We start from the raw sequence: 22,844 nt of genomic DNA on the forward strand, positions 1-22,844 counted from the left end.
CAAAAAATAGCTGCCAACTTGGTTTGACCGCTGCCTTGGAGTAATATTAGCCACTTCTGTTGTTCTCGTTGTAAGAGGTTATATGAGTCAGGTTTTTGCCAGTGCCCAACATCAACTGGATGCTTTAGGTTTGAGGTGTCCGGAGCCTGTCATGATGGTTCGCAAGAAAGTCCGTTATATGGCCGAGGGAGAAACTCTGCTCATTATCGCCGATGATCCGGCTACCACCAGAGATATTCCCAGCTTTTGCCAGTTTATGGACCATACCTTAGTGGCCAGTCAAACGGATAACCTGCCTTATCAATATTTAATTAAAAAAGGTCTCTAACCTAACCCACTCACCAGGAAGGAACCTATGATTACCCTGCTCGCTATCGCCCATAAAAAGCAAAGAAACGCGCCGATGGATTTGTTGCCCCAGGCCGAAGTCAGTTTGGCTCAAGGTGTAGAGGGCGATGTTTTTGGTAAACCAGGAAAGCGTCAGGTAACGCTGTTATCTCAACAACAGTGGCAACAAGCCTGTACTCAATTACAGACAGAGCTACCCTGGACGTGCCGCAGAGCCAACTTGCTGCTGGATGGTCTGGAGTTTGCACCTGAATTGGTGGGTAAATACCTGAGGATTGGTGAACAACTGGTGCTTGAACTTACCGGAGAAACTGACCCCTGCGGCAAAATGGAGCGAGCATACCCAGGGTTGGAAGCAGCATTAACGCCTGGTTGGCGTGGTGGCTGTACTGCCAAAGTGATAAATCCGGGAAAAATCAAGCCTCTGGACCCGGTTCAGTTACTCGATAGCTGGCCAAATCGCAACTTAGACTTATAAAAAATGGAAAACTAATTGATACAGTATTGAGGTTTTACTGTTAACAAATTTGTGAGATAACAGACAGTCGGTAACCGATAACTAAAATAAGGCCGCTGTCATGTTGAGACCTAAACTAACCCCTCTGTACACAGCTGTTTCATTGCTCTTTTCAGCTTCGGCATTCAGTGACGATCACGCAACCAAGTGGGACGTCAATGCCCCACAGAATGCTCCCCTAGAACAAGCCAAAATTCAGGTCTCTGAAGGTACCTGGATGAACCTAAGCCTGAGCCCGGATGGCAAATACCTGGTGTTTGATCTGCTGGGTGACATCTACAGAATTCCCGCACAGGGCGGCGAAGCCGAACCTTTAGCACAAGGCATAGCCTGGCAGATGCAGCCCGTCTACAGCCCAGATGGCAAATACATTGCCTTTACATCGGATCAAGATGGCGGCGACAACATCTGGGTAATGAATGCTGACGGCAGTAATCCGCGTCCGGTAACCAATGAAACATTCCGCCTGCTCAACAGCCCGGCCTGGAGCCCTGATTCCCAATATCTGGTGGCGCGAAAGCACTTCACAGCCAGTCGCAGTCTAGGAGCCGGGGAAGTCTGGCTTTATCATATTGCCGGTGGCGAAGGAGTTAAACTCACCGAGCGGCCAAATGATCAGAAAGACTTGGGTGAACCCGCCTATTCCCCGGACGGCCGATATATCTACTTCAGCCAAGATGCCACCCCAGGCAAGACCTTTCACTACTCCAAAGACTCGGTCAAAGGCATATACAAGATAAAACGCTACGATACTCAAACCGGGGATATCGAAGTGCTTGTCGAGGGCACTGGTGGCGCCATCAGACCTACTCCGAGCCCGGATGGCAAACAGTTGGCCTACATCAAACGCGACGGTTTTCAGTCAACCTTATACCTGTTGGATCTGGCTTCCGGTAAAGAGCAAAAGCTCTATGGCGACCTTGACAGAGACATGCAGGAAACCTGGGCGATACATGGTGTTTATCCCACTATGGCCTGGAGTCCAGATAGTGCAGAGATCTATTTCTGGGCAAAAGGCAAAATCCACAGACTCGAATTGGCATCCAAACAAACGGCAGAGATCCCATTCAATGTCACCACAGAGCTTGCCGTGCAACCGGCGGTGCGCTTTAAGCAGGACATAGATCAGCAGCAACTGGATGTCAAAATGCTGCGCATGGCTCAGGTATCGCCAGATGGAACCAAAGTCATCTACGAAGCTCTGGGAAAAATCTGGATAAAGCAGCTGCCGGACGGCAAACCGAAGCGCCTGACCCGTTTGGATGACCGGGTGGATGAGTTATTCCCTCAATGGTCCCGTGACGGTAAGCGAGTGGTGTTTACCACATGGAATGATCAGCAACAAGGCAGCGTTAGAACCATCAGTGCCCGAGGAGGAAAAACCACAACACTGACCCAAGAGCCGGGGAAATATATTGAGCCCACCTTCTCTCCCGATGGCAAGCAAGTTGTGTTTCGTAAAATTGCCGGTGGCTATATTACTCCAAAAACCTGGAGTCAGGATCCCGGGCTCTACCTGGTTGACAGCAATGGTAAAGGACTAAAGAAACTCTCAGCTCAGGGCTTCCAACCACAGTTTGGTGCCGACAATGACAGAGTCTACTTTATCGAGAGTGGTGAAACGCCGCAACTAGCCTCAATAGCGCTTAGTGGTTTCGATAAGCGGGTACACTACACCAGCAAACACGCCACAGAATTCAGGGTATCTCCCGATGGTAAGCAACTCGCATTTGCCGAACGTTTCCGGGTTTGGGTCACCCCCTTCGCCAAGCATGGTGAAACCGTTGATATCGGGCCTAAGGCGACTAATTTGCCGGTAACACAGCTCAGTACCCGTGCCGGTGAGAGTATCAGTTGGGGCGCCAACAGCGATCAGCTCTATTGGACCCTTGGCCCAGAACTCTATCAAGTGAACCTGGATAACGACTATCGAGAGAAGAATGCCAAGGACAAGGTCCAAGTTACTGAGATTGGTTTTCAGACAGAGATGGATGTTCCACGTGGAACAATCGCTTTCGTCGGCGGAAAGATCATCACAATGGAGAATGATAGGGTCATAGATAAAGGTGTGGTGTTGGTGAAAGATAACCATATCCAAGCCGTGGGTGAAGCCGGCATGGCTATTCCGGATGATGCTATGCTAGTGGATATCTCAGGTAAGACACTGATGCCGGGTCTGTTTGATGCCCATGCCCATGGCGCTCAAGGTGAAAGCGAAATCATCCCCCAGCAGAACTGGCAGTTATATGCCGGCTTGGCCTTGGGGGTTACCAGCATCCATGATCCCTCCAATGACACTACCGAAATTTTTGCTGCCAGCGAGCAACAAAAAGCCGGAAAGATTGTTGGCCCGCGGATATTCTCTACCGGCACCATACTCTATGGAGCCAACTTACCAGGCTACACCAGTCACATAGACTCATTGGATGATGCCAAATTCCACCTCGAACGACTTAAAAAAGTCGGCGCTTTCAGCGTCAAGAGCTATAACCAACCCAGGCGCAATCAGCGTCAACAAGTCATAGCCGCGGCCAGAGAATTGGAGATGATGGTGGTTCCTGAGGGAGGAAGCCTGCTGCAGCATAATCTCACCATGATTGCCGATGGCCACACCACAGTGGAACATTCCCTGCCGGCCGCAGCAATCTACGACGATATTAAGCAATTCTGGAGCCAAACCCAAGTAGGTTACACCCCCACTCTGGTGGTGGCCTATGGCGGCATTTCGGGTGAAAACTATTGGTACGATAAGACAGATGTCTGGGCTCATCCACGATTGTCAAAATATGTTCCTGCCGATCTGTTGCGGGCTCGCTCCATGAGAAGGCCTACCGCACCGGATGAACATTACAACCACTTCAATGTAGCCAGAGTCGCCAATGAGGTGAATCAATTGGGGATCCATCCCAACATTGGTGCCCATGGTCAGCGTGAAGGCTTGGCAGCTCATTGGGAGATGTGGATGTTTGCCCAGGGCGGTATGAGCAATATGGAAGTGCTGAAGACGGCAACGCTTTATCCCGCCAAGACCTTCGCTATGGACCATCAGCTTGGTTCAATTAAACCAGGCAAATTAGCCGACCTTATTGTTATCGACGGTAACCCACTAGAGGACATTAGGGTCACAGACAGGGTCACTCATACTATGGTCAATGGCAAACTCTATGATGCCGAAACCATGAATCAACTCAATGGTGATAAGAAGCAGCGCCAGCCCTTCTTCTTTGAAGAGATTTAAAAAAGATTAAACCCGACGTGAATACGGAAGGATGTTCCACGTGGAACATCCTTTTATTTTATAAGCAGTAGCAGTACCAAAGATAATAGTAGGTAGCTAACAAGCGCCGGCAACAGGAAACGGATGAGTGTCGGCATGATGGCTTGTTTGCCAAAGCTGAGTCGCAGTAAAGTATCACCCACCCGAACGGCCCACAAGTTCACCAGCGCCAGAGTTGGCAATGTAAATAGCGCTCCAATAAACACACTTACGCCATCACTAAGCGCCAATAATCGACCAAAAACAAATGCGATAAACATCCAGAATAGCATGCACAATGGTAGATAGATTATCGTCGCAAAGGGCCCGGGCCCTGGACCCGAACTGAACAGCGCCAACAAAAAACGGCGACGCCGGGAAAACTTAATCATGGGGATAACAACAGCAATCCAACAAATGATCGTTGACCATGCCAACAGCCTGCATAAAGGCATAGCAAATCGTCGGGCCACAGAAGTTAAACCCCAGTTTTTTCAGCGCCTTGGACATCGCCTCCGACTCGGGTGTTTGAGCCGGAACCTGAGTCAGGGTTTCAAAGCGATTCACTTTGGGTACCCAGCCGACAAAACCCCAAAGAAATTCTGAAAAATCATTACCTTGTTCCACAAATGCCAGATATGCCTTGGCGTTTCGAACTATGGAATTCACCTTGGCTCTGTTGCGCACTATCCCTGGGTCTTGCAGCAATTCATCTATTTTGGCTTGATCGAACCCGGCAATGACTTGGGGATCAAACCCGGCAAAGGCGCGTTCATAGTTAGCCTGCTTTTTGAGTATGGTCAGCCAAGACAGTCCCGCCTGCTGACCATCGAGACAGAGCTTGGCAAACAGTTCTTTGGCATCGTAAACCGGCCTTCCCCACACCTTGTCGTGATATTCCTGATAGAGAGGATCATCAGTCACCCAGCCACAACGAACTATATCCATTACTCAAAATCCCTTAAATCGCTAAATCCGATAAAAAATAACCTACATAAGCCTATATCGACAAGGTATAATCGAAACCATTTTCTATTAATAGCTGACAGCAGTAGATATGACGACGAAACACGACGTGAAGACATTCCAGGGTTTTATCTTGACCCTGCAAGAATACTGGGCGCAGCAAGGTTGCGCCATAGTTCAACCCCTGGACATGGAGGTCGGTGCCGGCACCTTCCATCCACAAACCTTTTTGCGTTCATTGGGCCCTGAGCCGATGAGCAGCGCGTATGTCCAACCATCGCGCCGCCCTACCGACGGCCGCTATGGTGAAAACCCCAACCGTCTTCAGCACTACTATCAGTTTCAGGTCGTATTGAAACCTTCACCGGATAATATTCAGGAGCTATACCTCGGCTCACTGCAAGCCCTGGGTGTAGACCCAAGTATCCATGATATCCGTTTCGTTGAAGACAACTGGGAATCACCTACCCTGGGGGCCTGGGGCCTGGGCTGGGAAGTTTGGCTCAACGGTATGGAAGTCAGCCAGTTCACCTATTTCCAACAGGTTGGTGGCCTAGAGTGTAGCCCGGTAACCGGCGAAATCACCTATGGTCTAGAGCGTCTTGCCATGTATATTCAAGGCGTAGACAGCGTCTATGATCTGGTGTGGACCGACGGCCCAATGGGAAGGATCACCTATGGTGACGTGTTCCACCAAAACGAAGTGGAGCAGTCAACCTACAACTTTGAACATGCCGATGTCGACTTCCTGTTCGGTCTGTTCGATCAGTGCGAGAAAACCTGCCAGCACCTGCTTTCACTGGAAAAACCTCTGCCTCTGCCCGCTTATGAGCAAGTTATGAAGGCTTCACACGCCTTCAACCTACTCGATGCCCGTCACGCCATCTCTGTGACCGAGCGTCAGCGCTATATCCTGCGGGTGCGCACCATGGCCAAGGCGGTAGCCGAAGCTTATTACCAGGCGCGTGAAGCCCTGGGCTTCCCAATGTGCAAGTGAGGTAGAACTAATGAATTTTGACAACTTACTCATAGAGATAGGTACAGAAGAGCTGCCACCAAAAGCCCTACGCACTCTGGCAGAATCTTTTGTAAACAACTTCTGCGAAGAACTGGACAAGGCCGAACTCAGCTATAGCAAGGCACACTGGTATGCCGCTCCGCGCCGCTTGGCGCTCTACATAGAGCAACTGGCTCTGGCACAACAGGATAAAGTGGTTGAGAAAAGAGGCCCAGCGGTCAGCTCGGCCTTTGATGCCGAAGGCAAGCCAACCAAGGCCGCCGAAGGCTGGGCCCGCGGCAATGGTATCAGCGTTGCCGAAGCCGAGCGTCTGGTGACAGACAAGGGTGAATGGCTGCTGCACCGAGCCAAGGTTGAAGGTGTGACCACTGAAAGCCTGATCCCGTCCATGGCTCAACACGCTCTGGACAAGCTGCCGATCCCCAAGCCTATGCGCTGGGGCAGCAACAAGACTCAATTTATCCGCCCCGTGCACACAGTTACTATACTACTGGGCGACAAGCTGGTAGCCGGTGAGCTGCTGGGTATCAATTCAGCGCGTACCATTCGAGGTCACCGCTTTATGGGTGAAGCCAGCTTCGAGCTGGATCATGCCGACAACTATCTCAGCAGCTTGAAAGAGCGCGGTAAGGTGATTGCCGACTATCAGGCCAGAATAGATATCATCAAGACAGACGCAGAAAAAGCCGCTGCCAAGTTGGGTGGCCGTGCCGATATCGCCGATGAACTGCTTGAAGAAGTCGCCTCCTTGGTTGAATGGCCTGTGGTACTGACAGCGGCTTTCGAAGAGAAGTTTTTGCAGGTGCCCGCTGAAGCCCTGGTCTACACAATGAAAGGCGATCAGAAATACTTCCCGGTATTTGATGGCAACAATAAACTGATGCCCAACTTCATCTTTGTGACCAATATTGAGTCCAAAGATCCGGCGCAAATCATTGCCGGAAATGAGAAAGTTGTCCGCCCTCGCCTGGCCGATGCCGAATTCTTCTTTAACACAGATAAAAAGCAATCACTCGAGTCCCGCATTGCCAGCCTGGAAACCGTGGTATTCCAGAAGCAATTGGGCACCCTTAAAGACAGAGTGGAGCGTATCTCCTGTGTGGCCGAAGCCATTGCGGCCAAAATCGATGCCAACCAAGCCGATGCCAAGCGTGCCGGTCTGTTGTCCAAGGCCGATTTGATGACCAATATGGTCATGGAATTTACCGACACTCAAGGCACCATGGGCATGCATTACGCGCGCCTCGAAGGCGAAACCGAAGCGGTTGCCCAGGCATTGGAAGAACAGTACAAGCCCAAGTTCTCCGGTGATACTGTGCCAACAGCGCCGGTATCCTGCGCTGTTGCACTGGCAGAGAAGCTGGATACCCTGAGCGGAATATTCGGTATCGGCCAGGCTCCTAAAGGCGCTGCCGACCCCTTTGCCCTGCGCCGCGCGGCCATAGGTGTACTGAGGATCATTGTTGAGAACAAACTGCCACTGGATCTGGTCGAGCTGATTGCCTACGCCATCAAGGCCCACGGCAGCAACCTCAGCAATCAGAACTGCGCCGAAGAGGTGCTGGAATTCCTGATGGGCCGTTTCCGCGCCTGGTATCAAGATAAAGGCATCAGTACCGATGTGATTCTGGCGGTTCTGGCCCGTCGGCCGACTCGTCCGGCCGACTTTGACAGCCGTATCCAGGCCGTCAGCCATTTCCGCAGCCTGGAGCAGGCAGCCTCTCTGGCCGCTGCCAACAAGCGGGTTTCCAACATTCTTGCCAAGGTTGAAGGTGAATTGCCAAGCGAAGTCGATATGACTCTGCTGCAGGAAGATGCCGAGAAAGCCCTGAATCAAGTTCTGAGCTCACTTCAGCCACAACTTGACCCCTTATTTGCCAAAGGGGAGTATCAACAGGGATTGACCCTGCTGTCGACGCTGAAAGAGCCGGTAGATACCTTCTTTGAAGATGTGATGGTAATGGCCGACGATGAGGCGCTGCGCCGCAATCGTCTGGCACTGCTGAATCAACTGCGAAATCAGTTCCTGCGGGTGGCCGACATATCACTGTTGCAGTGATGGCTGTTGCTGTAATGGCAAACCGATAAAAAAACGCGCCGAAAAGCGCGTTTTTTCATTTTATTTCAAGCAGTTGCTGGTGCCATTGTTCAAACATTCCCCGGCTGATATTGGCTTCTTTCAACAAGGCGTCCAGCAATTCCGGAGGCAACTTATCCTCTTCCACCAGCATAGAACATTCACTGAGCAGATTGGCTTGCCAAATCAGCTGGCTTAAACGATTTTCCGGCTTGGCACCGACATTGGCCAAAGGTTGCAATACAGTCTCAAATGCCTTGGGCAACTGCCAACAACTCACCAGCAGGCTACTCAATGACAGGGAGCGCGCCGTCATCACCTGACGGAACAGCCAGGACTTGGGCTGCTCACCAGGCTCGGCTTGAATAAAGGCATCGAGCAGTAGTTTGAAGATGGCTATCTTGCCAACATCGTGCAGCAGCCCCACCATAAAAGCAGTATCAGGTTCTTCGGTTTCCAATTCTCCGGCCAGGAAAGCCACCTGCAGTGAATGGCGCCACAAATGGGCCCCAAAGCGGCGAAAGTAGATGGGTTTGATATCTATCATCTCTTTCATCATGCAGGTGGTCACTATCCGTCTCAACCTGTTGCTGCCCAGTTGAACCAAAGCCTGCTGAAGACTGGTTATCTGCCGCTCGCTGCGGCGAAAAGCCGCCGAGTTACAGATGCGGATCACCTCGGCACTCAACACGGGATCTTGTTGAATAAGCGCGACTATATCCTGATTATCAAATTCAGGATCGCTGAGTTTACTGTCCAGCTCCAGCATTCGGCCAGGGATCTGCAATACAGAATCGGCAATCTGCTGCGGTGAGGCCAGAGCCAGCTCAATGTCGCTCATGACCCGCTTTTCGAGTTTATTGGCTACGCCACCGCTATTTTGACTGCTGACGGAGAACAGTAAACTGTAAAATAGCGCCGTAGCATCAACGGCGGTCACCAACTCATCGCTCTCGGTGGCTGTCTCCCGGGAGCGGCTCAAGGTTTTCCGCTCATGCTTGATATTGGGCGGGGCTTCGTTGAAGCTTTTCGGTCGCTCTACTTCAACCTTTTCCCTGAGATTAAACAGTTTCCTGAAGAGTCTTATCAATTGATTTCCTGCGCAATTATTCCACCCAAGATGGTTCAGTATAATCGCTATTTAACAAAGTAAACGCGGCGAACATCCAATAAAAAAGGAAGGCCAGAAGCCTTCCTTTTAAAGATAATAAGCAGTTTGATTAAATGTCGAGGTTAGCCACGTTGAGGGCGTTGGCCTCAATAAAGTCGCGTCTTGGCTCAACCTGATCGCCCATCAGAGTGGTAAACAGCTGATCAGCGGCAATCGCATCTTCAATGGTAACCTGCAACATGCGACGGCTCTCTGGATCCATGGTGGTTTCCCATAGCTGCTCAGGGTTCATTTCACCCAGTCCTTTATAGCGCTGGATATAGAGACCGCGCTTGGACTCGGCTATCAGCCAGTCAAGAGCTTCAACAAAACTGCTGACCTCTTTAACCCTCTCACCGCGTTTAACATAGCCACCGTCTTCAATCAGATCACAGATCTGCTCACCCAGCTTGGCAATGCGCTCATAATCGCTGGAATGGAAGAAGTCATAACCAAACAGATAATGGGTATCTATGCCGTGTTTGCGCACAATGAGCTGCGGCAGATACACCTTACGCTCAGGATCCAGCACAGTTTCCATCTTGTAGATCACGCCGCCGTTCTCTTCATCTTCAAGATCCTGCAGCAGCCCGTTGCACCAAGTGGTCATAGCGGCTTCGTCGGCCAACATTTCGGCTGTCACCCGTGGACGATACAGCATGCGGTTGGTCACATTGGTTGGATAACGTTTTTCCAAGCGCTCAATGATGGCTTCCACTTCACGATATTGGTAAACCAGACGCTCCAGGCCTTCACCAGACATAGCCGGTGCATCCTTGGATGGATAGATGCTGCCGCCATCCAAAGCCTGAGTGGTCAAGTATTCAGTCAATGCCGGTTCATCTTTCAGATATTGCTCCTGCTTGCCTTTTTTCACTTTGAACAAAGGAGGTTGAGCAATATAAACAAAGCCACGTTCGATCAGCTCTGGCATCTGACGAAAAAAGAAGGTCAACAGCAGCGTACGAATGTGCGAGCCGTCGACGTCAGCATCCGTCATGATGATGATGTAGTGGTAACGGGTCTTGTCCGGATCATATTCATCACGGCCGATACCACAGCCAAGGGCGGTGATAAGAGTGGCCACTTCCTGAGAAGACAGCATCTTGTCGAAGCGAGCCTTCTCTACGTTAAGAATTTTACCCTTGAGTGGCAAAATAGCCTGGTTCTTTCTGTTTCGGCCCTGTTTGGCACTACCGCCGGCCGAATCACCCTCCACTATGTAGATTTCAGAAAGACCTGGGTCTTTTTCCTGACAGTCTGCCAATTTACCCGGCAAACCACCTAAATCCAAAGCACCTTTACGACGGGTCATCTCGCGCGCTTTTCGGGCCGCTTCACGGGCGCGGGCAGCATCGATAATCTTGCCAACAATCATCTTGGCATCGGCTGGGTTTTCCAGCAGATAGTCATTCAGCTTCTCACCCATGGTCTGTTCCACGGCGCCTTTGACCTCACTGGAAACCAGCTTGTCTTTGGTCTGGGAGCTGAACTTAGGATCCGGAACCTTCACAGATACCACCGCGGTCAGACCTTCACGGGCATCGTCACCTGTGGCGTTGGTCTTGCCCTTCTTGTTGAAGCCTTCCTTCTCCATGTAGTTGTTCAGGTTACGGGTCAATGCCGCCCGGAAACCTGCCAAGTGAGTACCACCATCACGCTGGGGAATGTTGTTGGTAAAACAGAAAATGCTTTCCTGAAAACCGTCGTTCCACTGCATTGCCACTTCGACAGTAATGCCATCTTCCCGCTCTTGAGAAAAATGGAAAACATCCTTATTCACCGGAGTCTTGTTGCGGTTCAGGTATTCTACGAAGGCCTTGATACCGCCCTCATAATGGAATAACTCATCTTTGTTGTCGCGCTCGTCAACCAGACGAATACCCACGCCGGAGTTCAGGAATGACAGTTCGCGAATACGCTTGGCCAGCAGCTCATAATGAAACTCGGTATCTGTAAAGGTTTCATGGCTGGGCCAGAAACGAATTTCAGTACCTGTCTTAGTCGCTTCACCGATTTCCTTGATAGGCTCTTGCGGCTCACCATGTTTGTAAAACTGCTCATAAACCTTGCCATCGCGGCGAATAGTCAGTTGCAGTTTTTCCGACAGTGCGTTAACCACGGATACACCTACACCGTGCAGACCACCGGAAACTTTATAGGAGTTGTCATCGAACTTACCGCCGGCGTGCAGCACTGTCATAATAACCTGAGCTGCCGATACTCCTTCTTCAGGGTGAATGGCAACCGGAATACCACGACCATCATCTTTTACAGAGACAGAACCATCAACATGAATGGTGATCACTATGTCACTGCAGTGGCCCGCCAAAGCTTCATCGATAGAGTTATCGACGACTTCGAATACCATGTGATGCAGACCCGTGCCATCGTCGGTATCACCAATATACATCCCAGGTCTTTTACGTACCGCATCAAGGCCCTTAAGGACCTTAATACTCGAAGAATCGTAACTGTTCTCTGACATATTATTCTCTCATCGGTTATTCAATGACCGTTACCCGCCCCTGTTCCACCTGAAAAATTCGGCTGGGGGGCGTGCTTAATGAATCTGATATTGCCGCCGGGTCAATCGCAGTGACAAACACTTGCGCCCCGGTTTCGCTCAACTGCCGCAGCAATAACTTCCTGTGTTTCGCATCCAGCTCTGACGGCAGATCGTCGACCAGATAGATACTATTCTTATCTATTTGTTGTTTAAGTAACTTTCCCTGTGCTATTCGTAATGCACACACCAACAACTTCAGCTGACCACGAGACAAAGCATCCTGAGCAGGCAAATTACCCACTCTGAGTCTCAAATCAGCTTTATGGGGGCCACTGACAGTGTGCCCCATGGATAGATCCCGGGAATAAGACGCCTGCAACAGGGCCGCAAACTCAGTTTTACTATCCCAACCACGGGTAAAAGAAACCTTAATATCAACCTGTGGTAGAAACTCCCCGATTATACCCTTAAGTAGTTCATTTAACGAGTCTACATATGCCTTTCGTATCTCAGTGACCAACTCGGAGTAACGGACAAAATCCCGGTCCCAGAATGCGATTTGCTGATAGGCAGCACCATCCTTAAGTAACTGATTACGCTGTTTAAGGATTCTTCTTACATTAACCCAAGCCTGATAAAACTGCGGATCACAATGAAAGGCGCCCCAGTCGATAAACTGACGCCTGGCCTTAGGGCCTTCAAACAGCAGCGAAAAGCTCTCTGGAGTTATCACCTGGATCGGAAGAGTGTCGGCCAGCACAGACAGGCGCTTAATCTTCTCGCCATCCATTCTGACCTCGGTTTCGCCGCTGCGAAACCGTCGCAGTCCCAACTTACTGTCACCGGAGGGCAGGTTCAAATTGGCAAACAGGGTCAACTGATCCTGTTGGTTATTGATCACCCTCTGAGACAGATGACTGCGAAATGAACGTCCCATCCCCAGAAAGTAAATCGCCTCCAGGACACTGGTTTTGCCACTGCCATTTTGGCCGTAAATAAGATTCAGCCCAGTGCCGGGGAGCAGTTGGGCTGAATCGATATTACGAAAAGCTTGGATATTGAGACGAGTTAGACTCATTTAAGGCCCAAAGTCACCCCTAGAGGCGCATCGGCATCACCACGTACATGGAGTCTTCCTCGACGTGGTTTTCAATCAAGGCGCTGGAGTTACCGTCACTGAGGGTAATCCTGACTTCGTCGGCCTTGAGGCCATTGAGCACATCCAGCAGATAAGAGACGTTGAAGCCAATTTCAAGCGGCTGACCGGCATAATCCACATCGATGATCTCTTCGGCTTCTTCCTGCTCCGGGTTATTGGCGGTAATCTTGAGTAGCGCATTTTCCAGCTGCACCCTGACACCGCGGAATTTCTCATTGGACAGGATAGATGCCCGCAATAGTGCTTGTTTAAGCTGATTACGGCTGGCCAGCACTATCTTGTCACCACCCTTGGGCAATACCCGACGATAATCAGGGAAGCGGCCGTCCACCAGCTTACTGGTGAACACTGCGCTGGCGGTAGTAGCACGAATGGCGTTATCACCAATGGCAATATGGATATCCTGATCCTCACTGTCCAGCAGGCGAGCCAGCTCCATCACCCCTTTACGAGGCACGATCACCTGATTTTCCGGCAAAGAGGCTGCTATCTCTCTGTGACTCAGAGCCAAGCGGTGGCCGTCTGTTGCAATGGCGCGCAGTACATTACCCTCGGTTTCCAGCAGCAAGCCGTTGAGGTAGTAACGCACATCCTGGTTGGCCATGGAAAACTGAGTAGCATCTATCAGTGACTTGAGTGTGCCCTGCTTGAGGCTAAATTCGATGGCAGGCTGGAAACTCTCGACATTGGGGTATTCTTCCGCCGGTAGCGTCGCCAATGAGAAACGGCTGCGACCGCTGCGAAGCAGCCACTTGTTTTCCTGCTGTTCGATTTTGATTTCGCTCTGCTCAGGCAGAGACTTGACGATATCGAGCAGTTTCTTGGCCGGCACTGTGGTGCGACCTTCCTGCACTTCGCCACTCACCTCGGCACTGCCGACCAGTTCCACCTCAAGATCTGTACCCGTCATCTTGAGTGAGTGATTGCTTACTTCCACCAGGAGGTTTGCCAGAATGGGCAAGTTATGGCGTCTTTCCACCGCGCCACTGACCAACTGGAGCGGCTTTAATAGGGCATCCCTATCGATCGAAAATTTCATGGTCCTGTTCCCTGATTAAGAAGATAAGGTTCTAATCAAGTTGGCATAATCTTCTTTAATGTCGTGACTCTCTTCCCGCAGCTGCGCAATCTTGCGGCAAGCATGCAGCACAGTTGTATGGTCACGGCCACCAAAGGCATCACCTATCTCAGGTAAGCTCTGATTGGTTAATTCTTTAGACAATGCCATGGCCATCTGCCTCGGTCTCGCCACACTGCGGGAACGGCGCTTGGACAGCATATCGGCCATCTTGATCTTGTAGTATTCAGCCACTGTTTTCTGAATGTTGTCTATAGTGACTAATTTTTCCTGCAGAGCCAAGAGGTCACGCAAGGCTTCGCGCACAAAATCAATGGTTATTGGCCGACCGGTAAAGTTGGCATTGGCGATAACCCGGTTCAATGCCCCTTCCAATTCACGCACGTTGGAACGTAAACGCTTGGCAATGAAGAAGGCCACTTCATCCGGCAAGTTGATCCCGCTCTCCTGCGCCTTGCGCATCAAAATGGCGACCCGGGTTTCCAGCTCCGGCGGCTCAATGGCCACGGTAAGACCCCAGCCAAAGCGCGACTTGAGTCGATCTTCCACACCATCGATCTCTTTCGGATAACGATCCGATGTCAAAATGATCTGGTGATTGCCCTCAAGCAAGGCATTAAAAGTATGGAAAAACTCTTCCTGGGATCTATCTTTATTGGCAAAGAACTGAATGTCATCAATAAACAGGGCATCTACGCTACGGTAGTAACGCTTGAAGTCTTCAATGGCATTATTTTGCAGCGCTTTGACCATGTCTTGAACAAAACGCTCGGAATGCATATAAACCACTTTGGCGTTGGGATTATTCTTGATAATGCCGTTGCCTACGGCGTGCAACAGGTGAGTCTTACCCAGACCGGTACCGCCATACAAAAACAGAGGGTTATAGGCACCACCCGGGTTTTCTGCCACCTGCAATGCGGCCGCCTTACCCAGTTGGTTAGACTTACCTTCAACAAAGTTGTCAAACTGGTAAGTGGGATTAATATTACTGCGATAACTGTGGTTTACAGCCGGTTCAGCAGCAGTGTTAAAGGTTGCACCTTTACCGGCTGCACTCTTGGGCGCGCTGACAGACGCCTTGGTCGCAGTTGGGGCCTGTACCTGGGGCTTGGCCGACGGACGGCTACCAATATCAAACCTGAGTTTCGGTGCATCATTGCCCAAATGCTCAGTAAAAAACTGATTGATAATGTTGAGATATTTATCTCTAACCCAGTCAAGCACGAACCGGTTGGGCGCATAGAGCACCAGGGTATCCCCATCCATTTCGGCTTGTAACGGTCTGATCCACATACTGAATTGTTGAGCAGAAAGCTCATCTTGTAGTCGTCCGATACATTGCTGCCAAAGTGAAACCGCCACGTACTTATCCCCAAAAGATCGCCTCGAAAGGAGGGTATTCTATAGTGAGATCTGAATAATCGCTATCCTTTAAGTGTAATTATCCCCAGGCAGATCCCAACAGTCAGATCTGTCGGATCCAGATCGATCCCCCAGGATCCGCTATTTGGCGAGACGGTTAAAATCCCGCTTTATAAAGCGATCCACCCTGATCTATAATCAACACCCGCCGATCTGCCAAGATATTAATGGATCCACAAGATGTAGTGTCCGTACACAGAGTTATCCACATCTTGTGGTGACCTCTGCTCAACAGATCGCGAAAATGCCGAGATAAATTACCTTGAGAGGGGCTGCACGTGTTGACTGCCTTGACTAAAGTGATTACAATTCGGCCTCTTTTTTGCCCTTACCTCAAACAGAGATAAGGTAAATTCACTAACAAAGACGGATTGCCATCATGAGTAAACGTACTTTTCAACCTAGCAACCTGAAGCGCAAGCGTTCTCACGGCTTCCGCGCTCGTATGGCTACAGCGAACGGCCGTAAGGTACTGGCTCGTCGCCGTGCCAAAGGTCGCGCTCGTCTGTCTGCTTAATTGCGAGTAGACAACTAGGTGACTCGTTACACCTTTACGCGGGAGTTACGCTTGCTAACTCCCGCGCAATTCAAAACCGTATTTACCAACCCCATTAAAGCCTCCTCAGCTGAAATAACCCTGCTTGCTGTACCCAATGAGATGCAACATCCGCGTCTGGGACTCACAGTGGCCAAACGCCATGTAAAGAGAGCCAATCAACGCAATCGTATCAAGCGGGTGATCCGGGATAGCTTCCGCCTCAATCAACATGATTTGCCACCACTGGATATTGTAGTGCTGGTGCGCGGCGGTGTGCTGGATATGGATAATGAACAGCTCAGAAAGCTGGTAGAAAAGTTATGGCGCAAACTCAGTCGCCGTTTCAATGGCTGATAATTAAGGCTATCAGAGCCTACCAACTCCTTATCAGCCCTCTGCTGGGGCCTCGTTGTCGCTTTAATCCAACCTGCTCTCACTACGCCATAGAAGCGGTGCGAGTGCACGGAACGATTAAAGGGAGTTGGTTTGCAATCAAACGCATATTAAAATGTCACCCTTTACATCCGGGCGGCAGTGATCCCGTCCCCCCTAAAAATGACAGGTGTAATAAATAGGCTATGGAATCTCAACGCAATTTACTGCTTATCGGCTTGCTGTTTGTCAGCTTCTTGCTGTGGCAACAATGGCAAACCGATAAAGCACCCAAACCCGCTGTAACTGAAAATACAGTTGCCACTTCCGTTCAAGAGACAACTCACAGCGCTGACGTTCCGGTTGCCGAATCAGGCATGCCAGAAGAAACAGCCGTGGCGTCCAAAGATCTTATCAGAGTCACCACAGATCAACTGGATGTGCTGATCAACCCTGTCGGCGGTGACATTGTTCATGCGGCTCTGGTTTCTCATAAACTGGAGCTGAACAAAGACGAGCCCTTCGTCCTGTTGGAACAGAAGCCGGGGTTTGTATACATAGCCCAGAGTGGCCTGATGGGCAGCGGCGGTACAGACAGTACCAAGGGCCGTTCTACCTACTCAGCCAGCGCCAAAGAATTTACTCTTGCCGATGGTCAGGACACACTGACTGTTCCATTGAGTTACACAGCAGCAAACGGCGCCAAGTACACCAAGATCTACACCTTCCACAAAGGCCAGTTTGCCGTAGACGTTGATTACAAGATTGACAACACCACATCTGAGCCACTGCAGGTTCAGATGTACGGTCAGATAAAACAGACCATCAAGCCTTCAGACAGCAGCATGATGATGCCTACTTATCGTGGTGCGGCCTTCTCAACTGCCGATATCCGCTACGAAAAGTATAACTTTGAAGATATCCAGGAAAAGAACCTGGAGAAGAAGACTGAAGGTGGCTGGGCCGCCATGCTGCAACACTACTTTGTGTCAGCCTGGGTTCCACCAAAGAATGAAACCAACACCATATTTACCAGAGATAGTTCAGGTACCGCCAACATTGGCTTCATGGGCGAGAAAAAGACAGTTGCCCCTGGCACTGAAATGACCCTGAGCGCCGACTTCTACGTAGGTCCAAAGGATCAGGCCGCCCTGTCCGAGCTGTCTGACACCCTTAACCTGGTTGTGGATTATGGCTTCCTCTGGTGGCTGGCAGTGCCTATCTACAAGCTGCTGATGTTCTTCCAATCCATCGTGGGTAACTGGGGTGTGGCCATCATACTGATCACCCTGACGGTGCGCGGTATTCTATTCCCGCTGACCAAGGCGCAATACACCTCTATGGCCAAGATGCGTAACCTGCAACCAAAACTGCAGGAGCTAAAGGACAGATTCGGTGATGATCGCCAGAAGATGGGCCAGGCCATGATGGAGCTGTACAAGAAGGAAAAAGTGAACCCTATGGGTGGCTGTCTGCCTATCTTGCTGCAAATGCCTATCTTTATTGCCCTTTACTGGGTACTGATGGAAGGCGTGGAACTGCGCCATGCGCCATTCATGCTGTGGATTGACGATCTGTCGGTACAGGATCCTTACTACATCCTGCCGCTGCTGATGGGTGTCTCCATGTTCCTGATGCAAAAAATGCAGCCAATGGCACCGACCATGGATCCTATGCAGCAGAAGATGATGCAATGGATGCCGGTCATCTTTACCGTATTCTTCCTCTGGTTCCCATCCGGTCTGGTACTCTACTGGTTGGTGGGTAACATAGTTGCCATTATCCAGCAGAAGATTATCTATGCCGGCCTGGAGAAAAAAGGCTTAAAATAAGCCGATTTCGGGTCAAATGATCAAGGGCGGCCTAAGGGTCGCCTTTTGTTTTTTATAAATACGTTTTCAAGGGTTAATGCAGTGACAACAGATACTATCGTGGCGCAGGCCACCGCTCCAGGCCGCGGTGGTGTAGGCATAGTCAGAGTTTCGGGGCCCAAGGCCCAAGCCGTTGCACAGGCATTGCTGGGCCATCAGCCCAAGCCAAGATATGCCGATTACTGTGACTTCAAGGGAAGTCAGGGAGAAGTGCTGGATCAGGGTATAGCCCTGTTCTTCAAAGGCCCCAATTCTTTTACCGGTGAAGATGTGCTGGAACTTCAGGGCCATGGTGGTCAAATCGTCATGGACATGCTGATCAAAAGAGTCCTGGAAGTCGAAGGACTCCGCTTGGCACGCCCGGGGGAATTCAGCGAACAGGCCTTTATGAATGACAAACTGGATCTGACCCAAGCAGAAGCGATAGCCGATCTCATTGATGCCACCAGCGAACAGGCCGCCAAGAGCGCCCTGCAATCACTTCAGGGCGAGTTTTCCCGCGAAGTGCATGAGCTGGTGGAACAGGTTACCAACCTGCGCCTCTATGTCGAGGCCGCCATCGACTTCCCAGATGAAGAGGTAGACTTCCTCTCTGATGGCAAGATTGCCAATGCTCTTTATCGCATCATAGATAAACTGGACTTGGTACAGGCCAGTGCCAAACAGGGCGCCATCATCCGCGAAGGGATGAAAGTAGTGATAGCCGGCCGCCCCAACGCCGGTAAGTCCAGTCTGCTCAACGCCCTGGCGGGAAAAGAGTCGGCGATTGTCACCGAAATAGCCGGCACCACAAGGGATGTATTGCGGGAGCATATCCACTTGGATGGCATGCCGCTGCATGTTATAGACACCGCCGGCCTGCGCGACACTACTGACACAGTGGAACAAATAGGCATAGAAAGAGCCTGGGCCGAAATCGCCACCGCCGACAGAGTGCTGTTTATGGTAGATGGCACAGAAACCCAAGCCGTTGATCCCCATGAAATCTGGCCGGACTTTATTGATCGCCTGCCGGAAAACCTCGGCGTCACTGTGGTACGCAATAAGGCGGATCTGACCGGAGAGTCACTGAGCCCCGGCGAAGAGAAAGGCTATGACGTCTTTAGGATCTCAGCCAAAACCGGGCTCGGGGTCGATGCACTGAAACAGCACCTCAAGAACCTGATGGGCTATCAGAGTAACCTGGAAGGCGGTTTTATCGCCCGTCGCCGTCACCTGGAAGCCTTGGAAGTCGCCGGTGAACATCTACAGCAGGGCAAAGTACAGCTGGAAGTCTATCAGGCAGGTGAGCTGCTGGCCGAAGAACTGCGCATGACTCAACAGGCTCTGGCCGAAATCACCGGCCAATTCACCTCGGACGATCTGCTGGGAAGAATTTTTTCCAGCTTCTGTATCGGGAAGTAAAGCGGGCAAATAACGGAAAACAACAGCAAACAACAGTAGATAACACACTGATTTTATTAGTTCTTTATTTTCTGTTCGTTGCCAAATCTAGTCCCCAGTTGGGCCCCAATGACATGATAAATGCCGTATTGGGGACCAATTGGGGGCTATTTCCATTGAAAAACGAACACTTAGAACTGACGGCACACGCTCACTACGCCTAGTTTATGACTATGGCTACACCACAAATATACAAGGTGAACGCCAAAATAAACGTAAACGCAGCTAAGAAACCTTAAACCTGTACGTTCACGACAAACCTAAAACACCCACCCACTTATAAATATCTTCGTCTGCCAGCTATGGTACAAAGACCTGTCAGAGCAACAGCCAGAGTAAAGTCATCTGCAATTATGTGGTCTATTTCCCTACGTAACCAACGGGTTAACCTCACCGTTGATGACAGTACAATGTAACCGGCTGCAAAGGTTCAGTGGGTTACTTTTTGTCAGAGCGGAGCACCAGCTCCACACGGCGATTCAGCCGCTGGCCTGCTTAGTTGGCATTGCTGGCAACGGGGCTGTACTCGCCATTGCCATGGGCTGCTAATTGGCTGGCGGGGATCTGGTATTGCTCGGTGAGCTGTTTTATCACTACCGCCGCTCGGCGCTGTGACAGGCTCTGGTTATAGCGGTTGTCGCCCTTATCGTCGGTGTGGCCGACCACGTAAAAATCCAGCTTCGGGTGCTGCTTAAGGTAGCTTGCCAGTACTTCCAGCACTGGCTTGGACTCTGACAGCATCTGGTCACTGTCGTAATCGAACAGCAGGCCTTCCAGAGTAGCCTTGCCGGATTGGGTAATGGCCTTGGTGAGAGCATCGAGGTCAATGACAACCCTGTCATCTTTCAGTGCCGAAAGCTCCATCACTCGCACAGTGGTGTCTGCCGGCGTACCATCGTAGCGGCCCTGGGCATAGATATCGAAATACACATCACCACCAGGGCGGCTCAGTTTAAATAGCTGATAGTCCTGCCATTCATCGGTGTTAACATCCTGATGTAACCCCATGGACTTTATCAATTCGGCATCGTCACCACAGGCTTTACCCTCGCAATGGAATACGGACTCAGCGGCCAGCTTGTTGGCTGCGGCGGCGTAGTTACTGCTGATTTCAAACAGCGAGTATTCCTCTGGCATCCGATAACGTATCTCGGTGAGTTTGGCATTGAGTGGCTGGGTCTGATAACCGGCTGCAGATATGCCGACAATCACAGGGACTTGGGTAAAATTGGTTTGCTTGTAGCGACTAATGAAACTGCCGGGCATGCGGCCAAGCAGCGGATGATCTGCCGAGTCCTGACTATCTTCACTGCGTCTATCTTTTATCTCCACCTCTTGTGGATCCTGCTGTAAAAACGCCGGGTTTGCCTCAATCAGATCCAGTGGCTCGGGAATACTCTCAAGGGTCACAAGCTGTACCTTGGTGTAACGGTCCTCACGGTGAAAAGCATAGATGACGCTGTAAACATCCCCGCTGGAACCTGTTAGTTTTGCCGCCACGTATGCGCCGAGATAACTGGTATCTACGGTTATCCTAGGTGCCAACTGGTCCCTTAGGACATAGGGATCACCGCAGGCTTCCTGCTGGCATAGAAACACTATCTCAGCATTTATTTTTTTAAGTTGTGCCAAATAGTTATTGATAACAAGCTCCAGCGTATAGCTGTCTGGGAGCTCGAAGCTGTGTTGAGTCAGTTTTCCTGACACAGGCAAAACGGAGAGCTTGTCTCCATCAACGGCAGTAATGAGATCAAATGGCGTAAAATGAATGCGTTTTTCTGCGGGATATTTGGCATCAGGGAAAGTGCCGAAAAGCGTACTGGCAGAGGCACTGAAGGCAGTAACAACCAAAAATACTGCACTCAATAAAGTATTTTGTCCCATAAAAAAATCCTTTTCAGCGGGCGAATCTTACTTTAGCGTATTAATTAAGAGAGTAGGATGATACGATAAAATAATTAAAGTGTCAGCCTTCGTATTTGTTTCAGCTGAATATTACCCGAGAACTATATGAATATACGAAATGGATATACGAACTCGCACCAGTATACGCCTGGAGGGAGAGGTTTTTGACTTACTGCCTGAGTTAAAGCAGTTTTACCTTGCGAATGGTCGGTGTTTACGCAAAGCATTATCATACACGGATGAACAGCATATCAATAGCGTGGTTTTTGTAGATTGAACACAAAAGCCAGAGCCCTGCGTATCTTCGACGCGAAAGCCCTCTACAGCCTATATCGTGATAGTCAATAACCTCGATACTCAAATCGAAGTCGAATTACTGCGGACAGGGTTTCACGGCCAATTGATAAGAAATAGTTCTTTAGTGTTGCAGCTAACTGCTATCGATTTCCTTGTTAAAGAAGAGATGTACTTTTCACGAAAAGCACTTTCGCAATATGTTCTTAAAACATCATTTAAAAACAAGGTGGTCAGTTCTGAAAGAACGGCTCTTGATGTCACCCTGAAAGAACGGCAAATAGTGGATTGTATTTTTAAAGGAATAAGCAATCAGGAAATCGCAAATGCGCTGAATATTTCGCTAAACACTGTGAAAATGCATCTCCAAATATTTACAGAAAAAACAACCTTAAAGGGCGAATTCAATTAATGTCATCATACTAATTAATTAATCCTTTAAGGTGTAATGCCTGAGCAATTTTTATCCTCCGGAGTAATTGAGTCATAGATGGATTACTCTAATAATAACCGCGAAATTACTATCAATTGCTTCAAGGAGTGAAACTATTTTCCAACGTAAAATTCGCGGTCAGGGTATGACTGAATACATCGTAATTGTTGCTCTAATTGCCATTGCGGCTATCGGTGCGTTCACTATGTTTGGTGATGTGGTACGTAACCAAACGGCTTCTATGGCCGCTGAACTTTCAGGTAGTGCAAGTGAAACTAAGACTGCCAATAGTGAAGCTGAAAAAGCAGGTAAAAAAGCGGTAACTGACGCTGCCAAGGCTGGTGGCTTGAACGCTTACAACGAGACTGCTTCAAAGGCCAGTACTCGTAAGTAACCAGCACAAGTAAGGATAAAGGCCATTGTTATAAATGGCCTATTCCTGTTTCTGGATAAATAACTTAGTCCTTCAGAGGGTTGTAGAATGT

The 22,844-nt window shown here is 50.0% G+C and carries 20 protein-coding genes; 12 read left to right on the forward strand and 8 right to left on the reverse strand.

What is annotated here, in order from left to right:
* Nucleotides 1-82: 82 nt before the first annotated feature.
* From tusA to AYI96_RS17990, 3 genes are all read left to right on the forward strand, one after another.
* Nucleotides 83-328: a sulfurtransferase TusA gene (gene tusA, locus AYI96_RS17980; RefSeq protein ID WP_101056537.1), complete on the forward strand. Its 246-nt coding sequence runs from the start codon at nt 83-85 to the stop codon at nt 326-328.
* A 27-nt stretch (nt 329-355) separates the two neighbouring features.
* Nucleotides 356-826: an MOSC domain-containing protein gene (locus AYI96_RS17985; RefSeq protein ID WP_071476702.1), complete on the forward strand. Its 471-nt coding sequence runs from the start codon at nt 356-358 to the stop codon at nt 824-826.
* Between the two features lie 100 nt (nt 827-926).
* A complete protein-coding gene (locus tag AYI96_RS17990) occupies nt 927-4,103 on the forward strand; it encodes an amidohydrolase family protein (RefSeq protein WP_071476701.1) in 3,177 nt (1,058 codons plus the stop codon).
* A gap of 53 nt (nt 4,104-4,156) precedes the next feature.
* On the opposite strand, the gene AYI96_RS17995 is transcribed toward AYI96_RS17990, so the two are convergent.
* Together AYI96_RS17995 and AYI96_RS18000 are read right to left on the reverse strand one after the other, a co-directional pair.
* Nucleotides 4,157-4,402, reverse strand: coding sequence for a hypothetical protein (locus tag AYI96_RS17995; protein ID WP_144362095.1), 246 nt, complete (start codon nt 4,400-4,402; stop codon nt 4,157-4,159).
* Between the two features lie 103 nt (nt 4,403-4,505).
* Nucleotides 4,506-5,069: a DNA-3-methyladenine glycosylase I gene (locus AYI96_RS18000; RefSeq protein ID WP_144362096.1), complete on the reverse strand. Its 564-nt coding sequence runs from the start codon at nt 5,067-5,069 to the stop codon at nt 4,506-4,508.
* A 109-nt stretch (nt 5,070-5,178) separates the two neighbouring features.
* Between AYI96_RS18000 and glyQ the strand changes: the two genes are divergently transcribed.
* Nucleotides 5,179-6,084, forward strand: coding sequence for a glycine--tRNA ligase subunit alpha (gene glyQ, locus AYI96_RS18005; protein WP_028780936.1), 906 nt, complete (start codon nt 5,179-5,181; stop codon nt 6,082-6,084).
* Nucleotides 6,085-6,094: 10 nt separating this feature from the next.
* Complete coding sequence (gene glyS, locus AYI96_RS18010) at nt 6,095-8,164, forward strand: glycine--tRNA ligase subunit beta (RefSeq protein WP_039035682.1); 2,070 nt, start codon at nt 6,095-6,097, stop codon at nt 8,162-8,164.
* Nucleotides 8,165-8,219: 55 nt separating this feature from the next.
* Here the strand turns inward: glyS and AYI96_RS18015 are convergent, their stop codons facing one another.
* From AYI96_RS18015 to dnaA, 5 genes are all read right to left on the reverse strand, one after another.
* Complete coding sequence (locus AYI96_RS18015) at nt 8,220-9,272, reverse strand: HDOD domain-containing protein (RefSeq protein WP_260853028.1); 1,053 nt, start codon at nt 9,270-9,272, stop codon at nt 8,220-8,222.
* Between the two features lie 130 nt (nt 9,273-9,402).
* Complete coding sequence (gene gyrB / locus AYI96_RS18020) at nt 9,403-11,820, reverse strand: DNA topoisomerase (ATP-hydrolyzing) subunit B (RefSeq protein WP_144362098.1); 2,418 nt, start codon at nt 11,818-11,820, stop codon at nt 9,403-9,405.
* A 16-nt stretch (nt 11,821-11,836) separates the two neighbouring features.
* Nucleotides 11,837-12,919 (reverse strand): DNA replication/repair protein RecF, encoded by a 1,083-nt coding sequence (gene recF, locus AYI96_RS18025; protein ID WP_039035679.1) that lies wholly within the window; start codon nt 12,917-12,919, stop codon nt 11,837-11,839.
* 19 nt (nt 12,920-12,938) lie between these two features.
* Nucleotides 12,939-14,039, reverse strand: a complete 1,101-nt coding sequence (gene dnaN / locus AYI96_RS18030) for a DNA polymerase III subunit beta (protein WP_028780941.1) — start codon at nt 14,037-14,039, stop codon at nt 12,939-12,941.
* A 15-nt stretch (nt 14,040-14,054) separates the two neighbouring features.
* Nucleotides 14,055-15,443: a chromosomal replication initiator protein DnaA gene (gene dnaA / locus AYI96_RS18035; protein ID WP_039035678.1), complete on the reverse strand. Its 1,389-nt coding sequence runs from the start codon at nt 15,441-15,443 to the stop codon at nt 14,055-14,057.
* Between the two features lie 439 nt (nt 15,444-15,882).
* Here dnaA and rpmH point away from each other — a divergent pair, with 439 nt between their 5' ends.
* From rpmH to mnmE, 5 genes are all read left to right on the forward strand, one after another.
* Nucleotides 15,883-16,020 carry a 50S ribosomal protein L34 gene (gene rpmH, locus AYI96_RS18040; RefSeq protein ID WP_011758135.1) on the forward strand — a complete coding sequence of 46 codons (138 nt, stop codon included), beginning with the start codon at nt 15,883-15,885 and terminating at the stop codon, nt 16,018-16,020.
* An 18-nt stretch (nt 16,021-16,038) separates the two neighbouring features.
* On the forward strand, nt 16,039-16,395 hold the full coding sequence (rnpA, locus tag AYI96_RS18045) for a ribonuclease P protein component (RefSeq protein ID WP_025889662.1): 357 nt from the start codon (nt 16,039-16,041) through the stop codon (nt 16,393-16,395).
* A complete protein-coding gene (gene yidD, locus AYI96_RS18050; protein ID WP_081737191.1) occupies nt 16,362-16,616 on the forward strand; it encodes a membrane protein insertion efficiency factor YidD in 255 nt (84 codons plus the stop codon). The genes rnpA and yidD overlap by 34 nt, the downstream gene beginning before the upstream one ends.
* A 3-nt stretch (nt 16,617-16,619) precedes the next feature.
* Nucleotides 16,620-18,245 carry a membrane protein insertase YidC gene (yidC, locus tag AYI96_RS18055; protein ID WP_144362099.1) on the forward strand — a complete coding sequence of 542 codons (1,626 nt, stop codon included), beginning with the start codon at nt 16,620-16,622 and terminating at the stop codon, nt 18,243-18,245.
* Between the two features lie 81 nt (nt 18,246-18,326).
* Nucleotides 18,327-19,688, forward strand: coding sequence for a tRNA uridine-5-carboxymethylaminomethyl(34) synthesis GTPase MnmE (gene mnmE / locus AYI96_RS18060; RefSeq protein ID WP_071476697.1), 1,362 nt, complete (start codon nt 18,327-18,329; stop codon nt 19,686-19,688).
* A gap of 534 nt (nt 19,689-20,222) precedes the next feature.
* Here the strand turns inward: mnmE and AYI96_RS18065 are convergent.
* Complete coding sequence (locus tag AYI96_RS18065; protein WP_144362100.1) at nt 20,223-21,611, reverse strand: OmpA family protein; 1,389 nt, start codon at nt 21,609-21,611, stop codon at nt 20,223-20,225.
* 355 nt (nt 21,612-21,966) lie between these two features.
* On the opposite strand from AYI96_RS18065, the gene AYI96_RS18075 reads away from it, so the two are divergent.
* Entirely contained in the window at nt 21,967-22,338 is a 372-nt protein-coding gene (locus AYI96_RS18075; RefSeq protein WP_071476695.1) for a LuxR C-terminal-related transcriptional regulator, read from the forward strand.
* A gap of 166 nt (nt 22,339-22,504) precedes the next feature.
* On the forward strand, nt 22,505-22,753 hold the full coding sequence (locus tag AYI96_RS18080; protein WP_144362101.1) for a pilus assembly protein: 249 nt from the start codon (nt 22,505-22,507) through the stop codon (nt 22,751-22,753).
* The last annotated feature ends 91 nt before the right edge of the window (nt 22,754-22,844 follow it).

The sequence above is a fragment of the Shewanella sp. MSW genome (assembly GCF_007636515.1).
GTDB classification, from domain to species: Bacteria; Pseudomonadota; Gammaproteobacteria; order Enterobacterales; family Shewanellaceae; genus Shewanella; species Shewanella indica.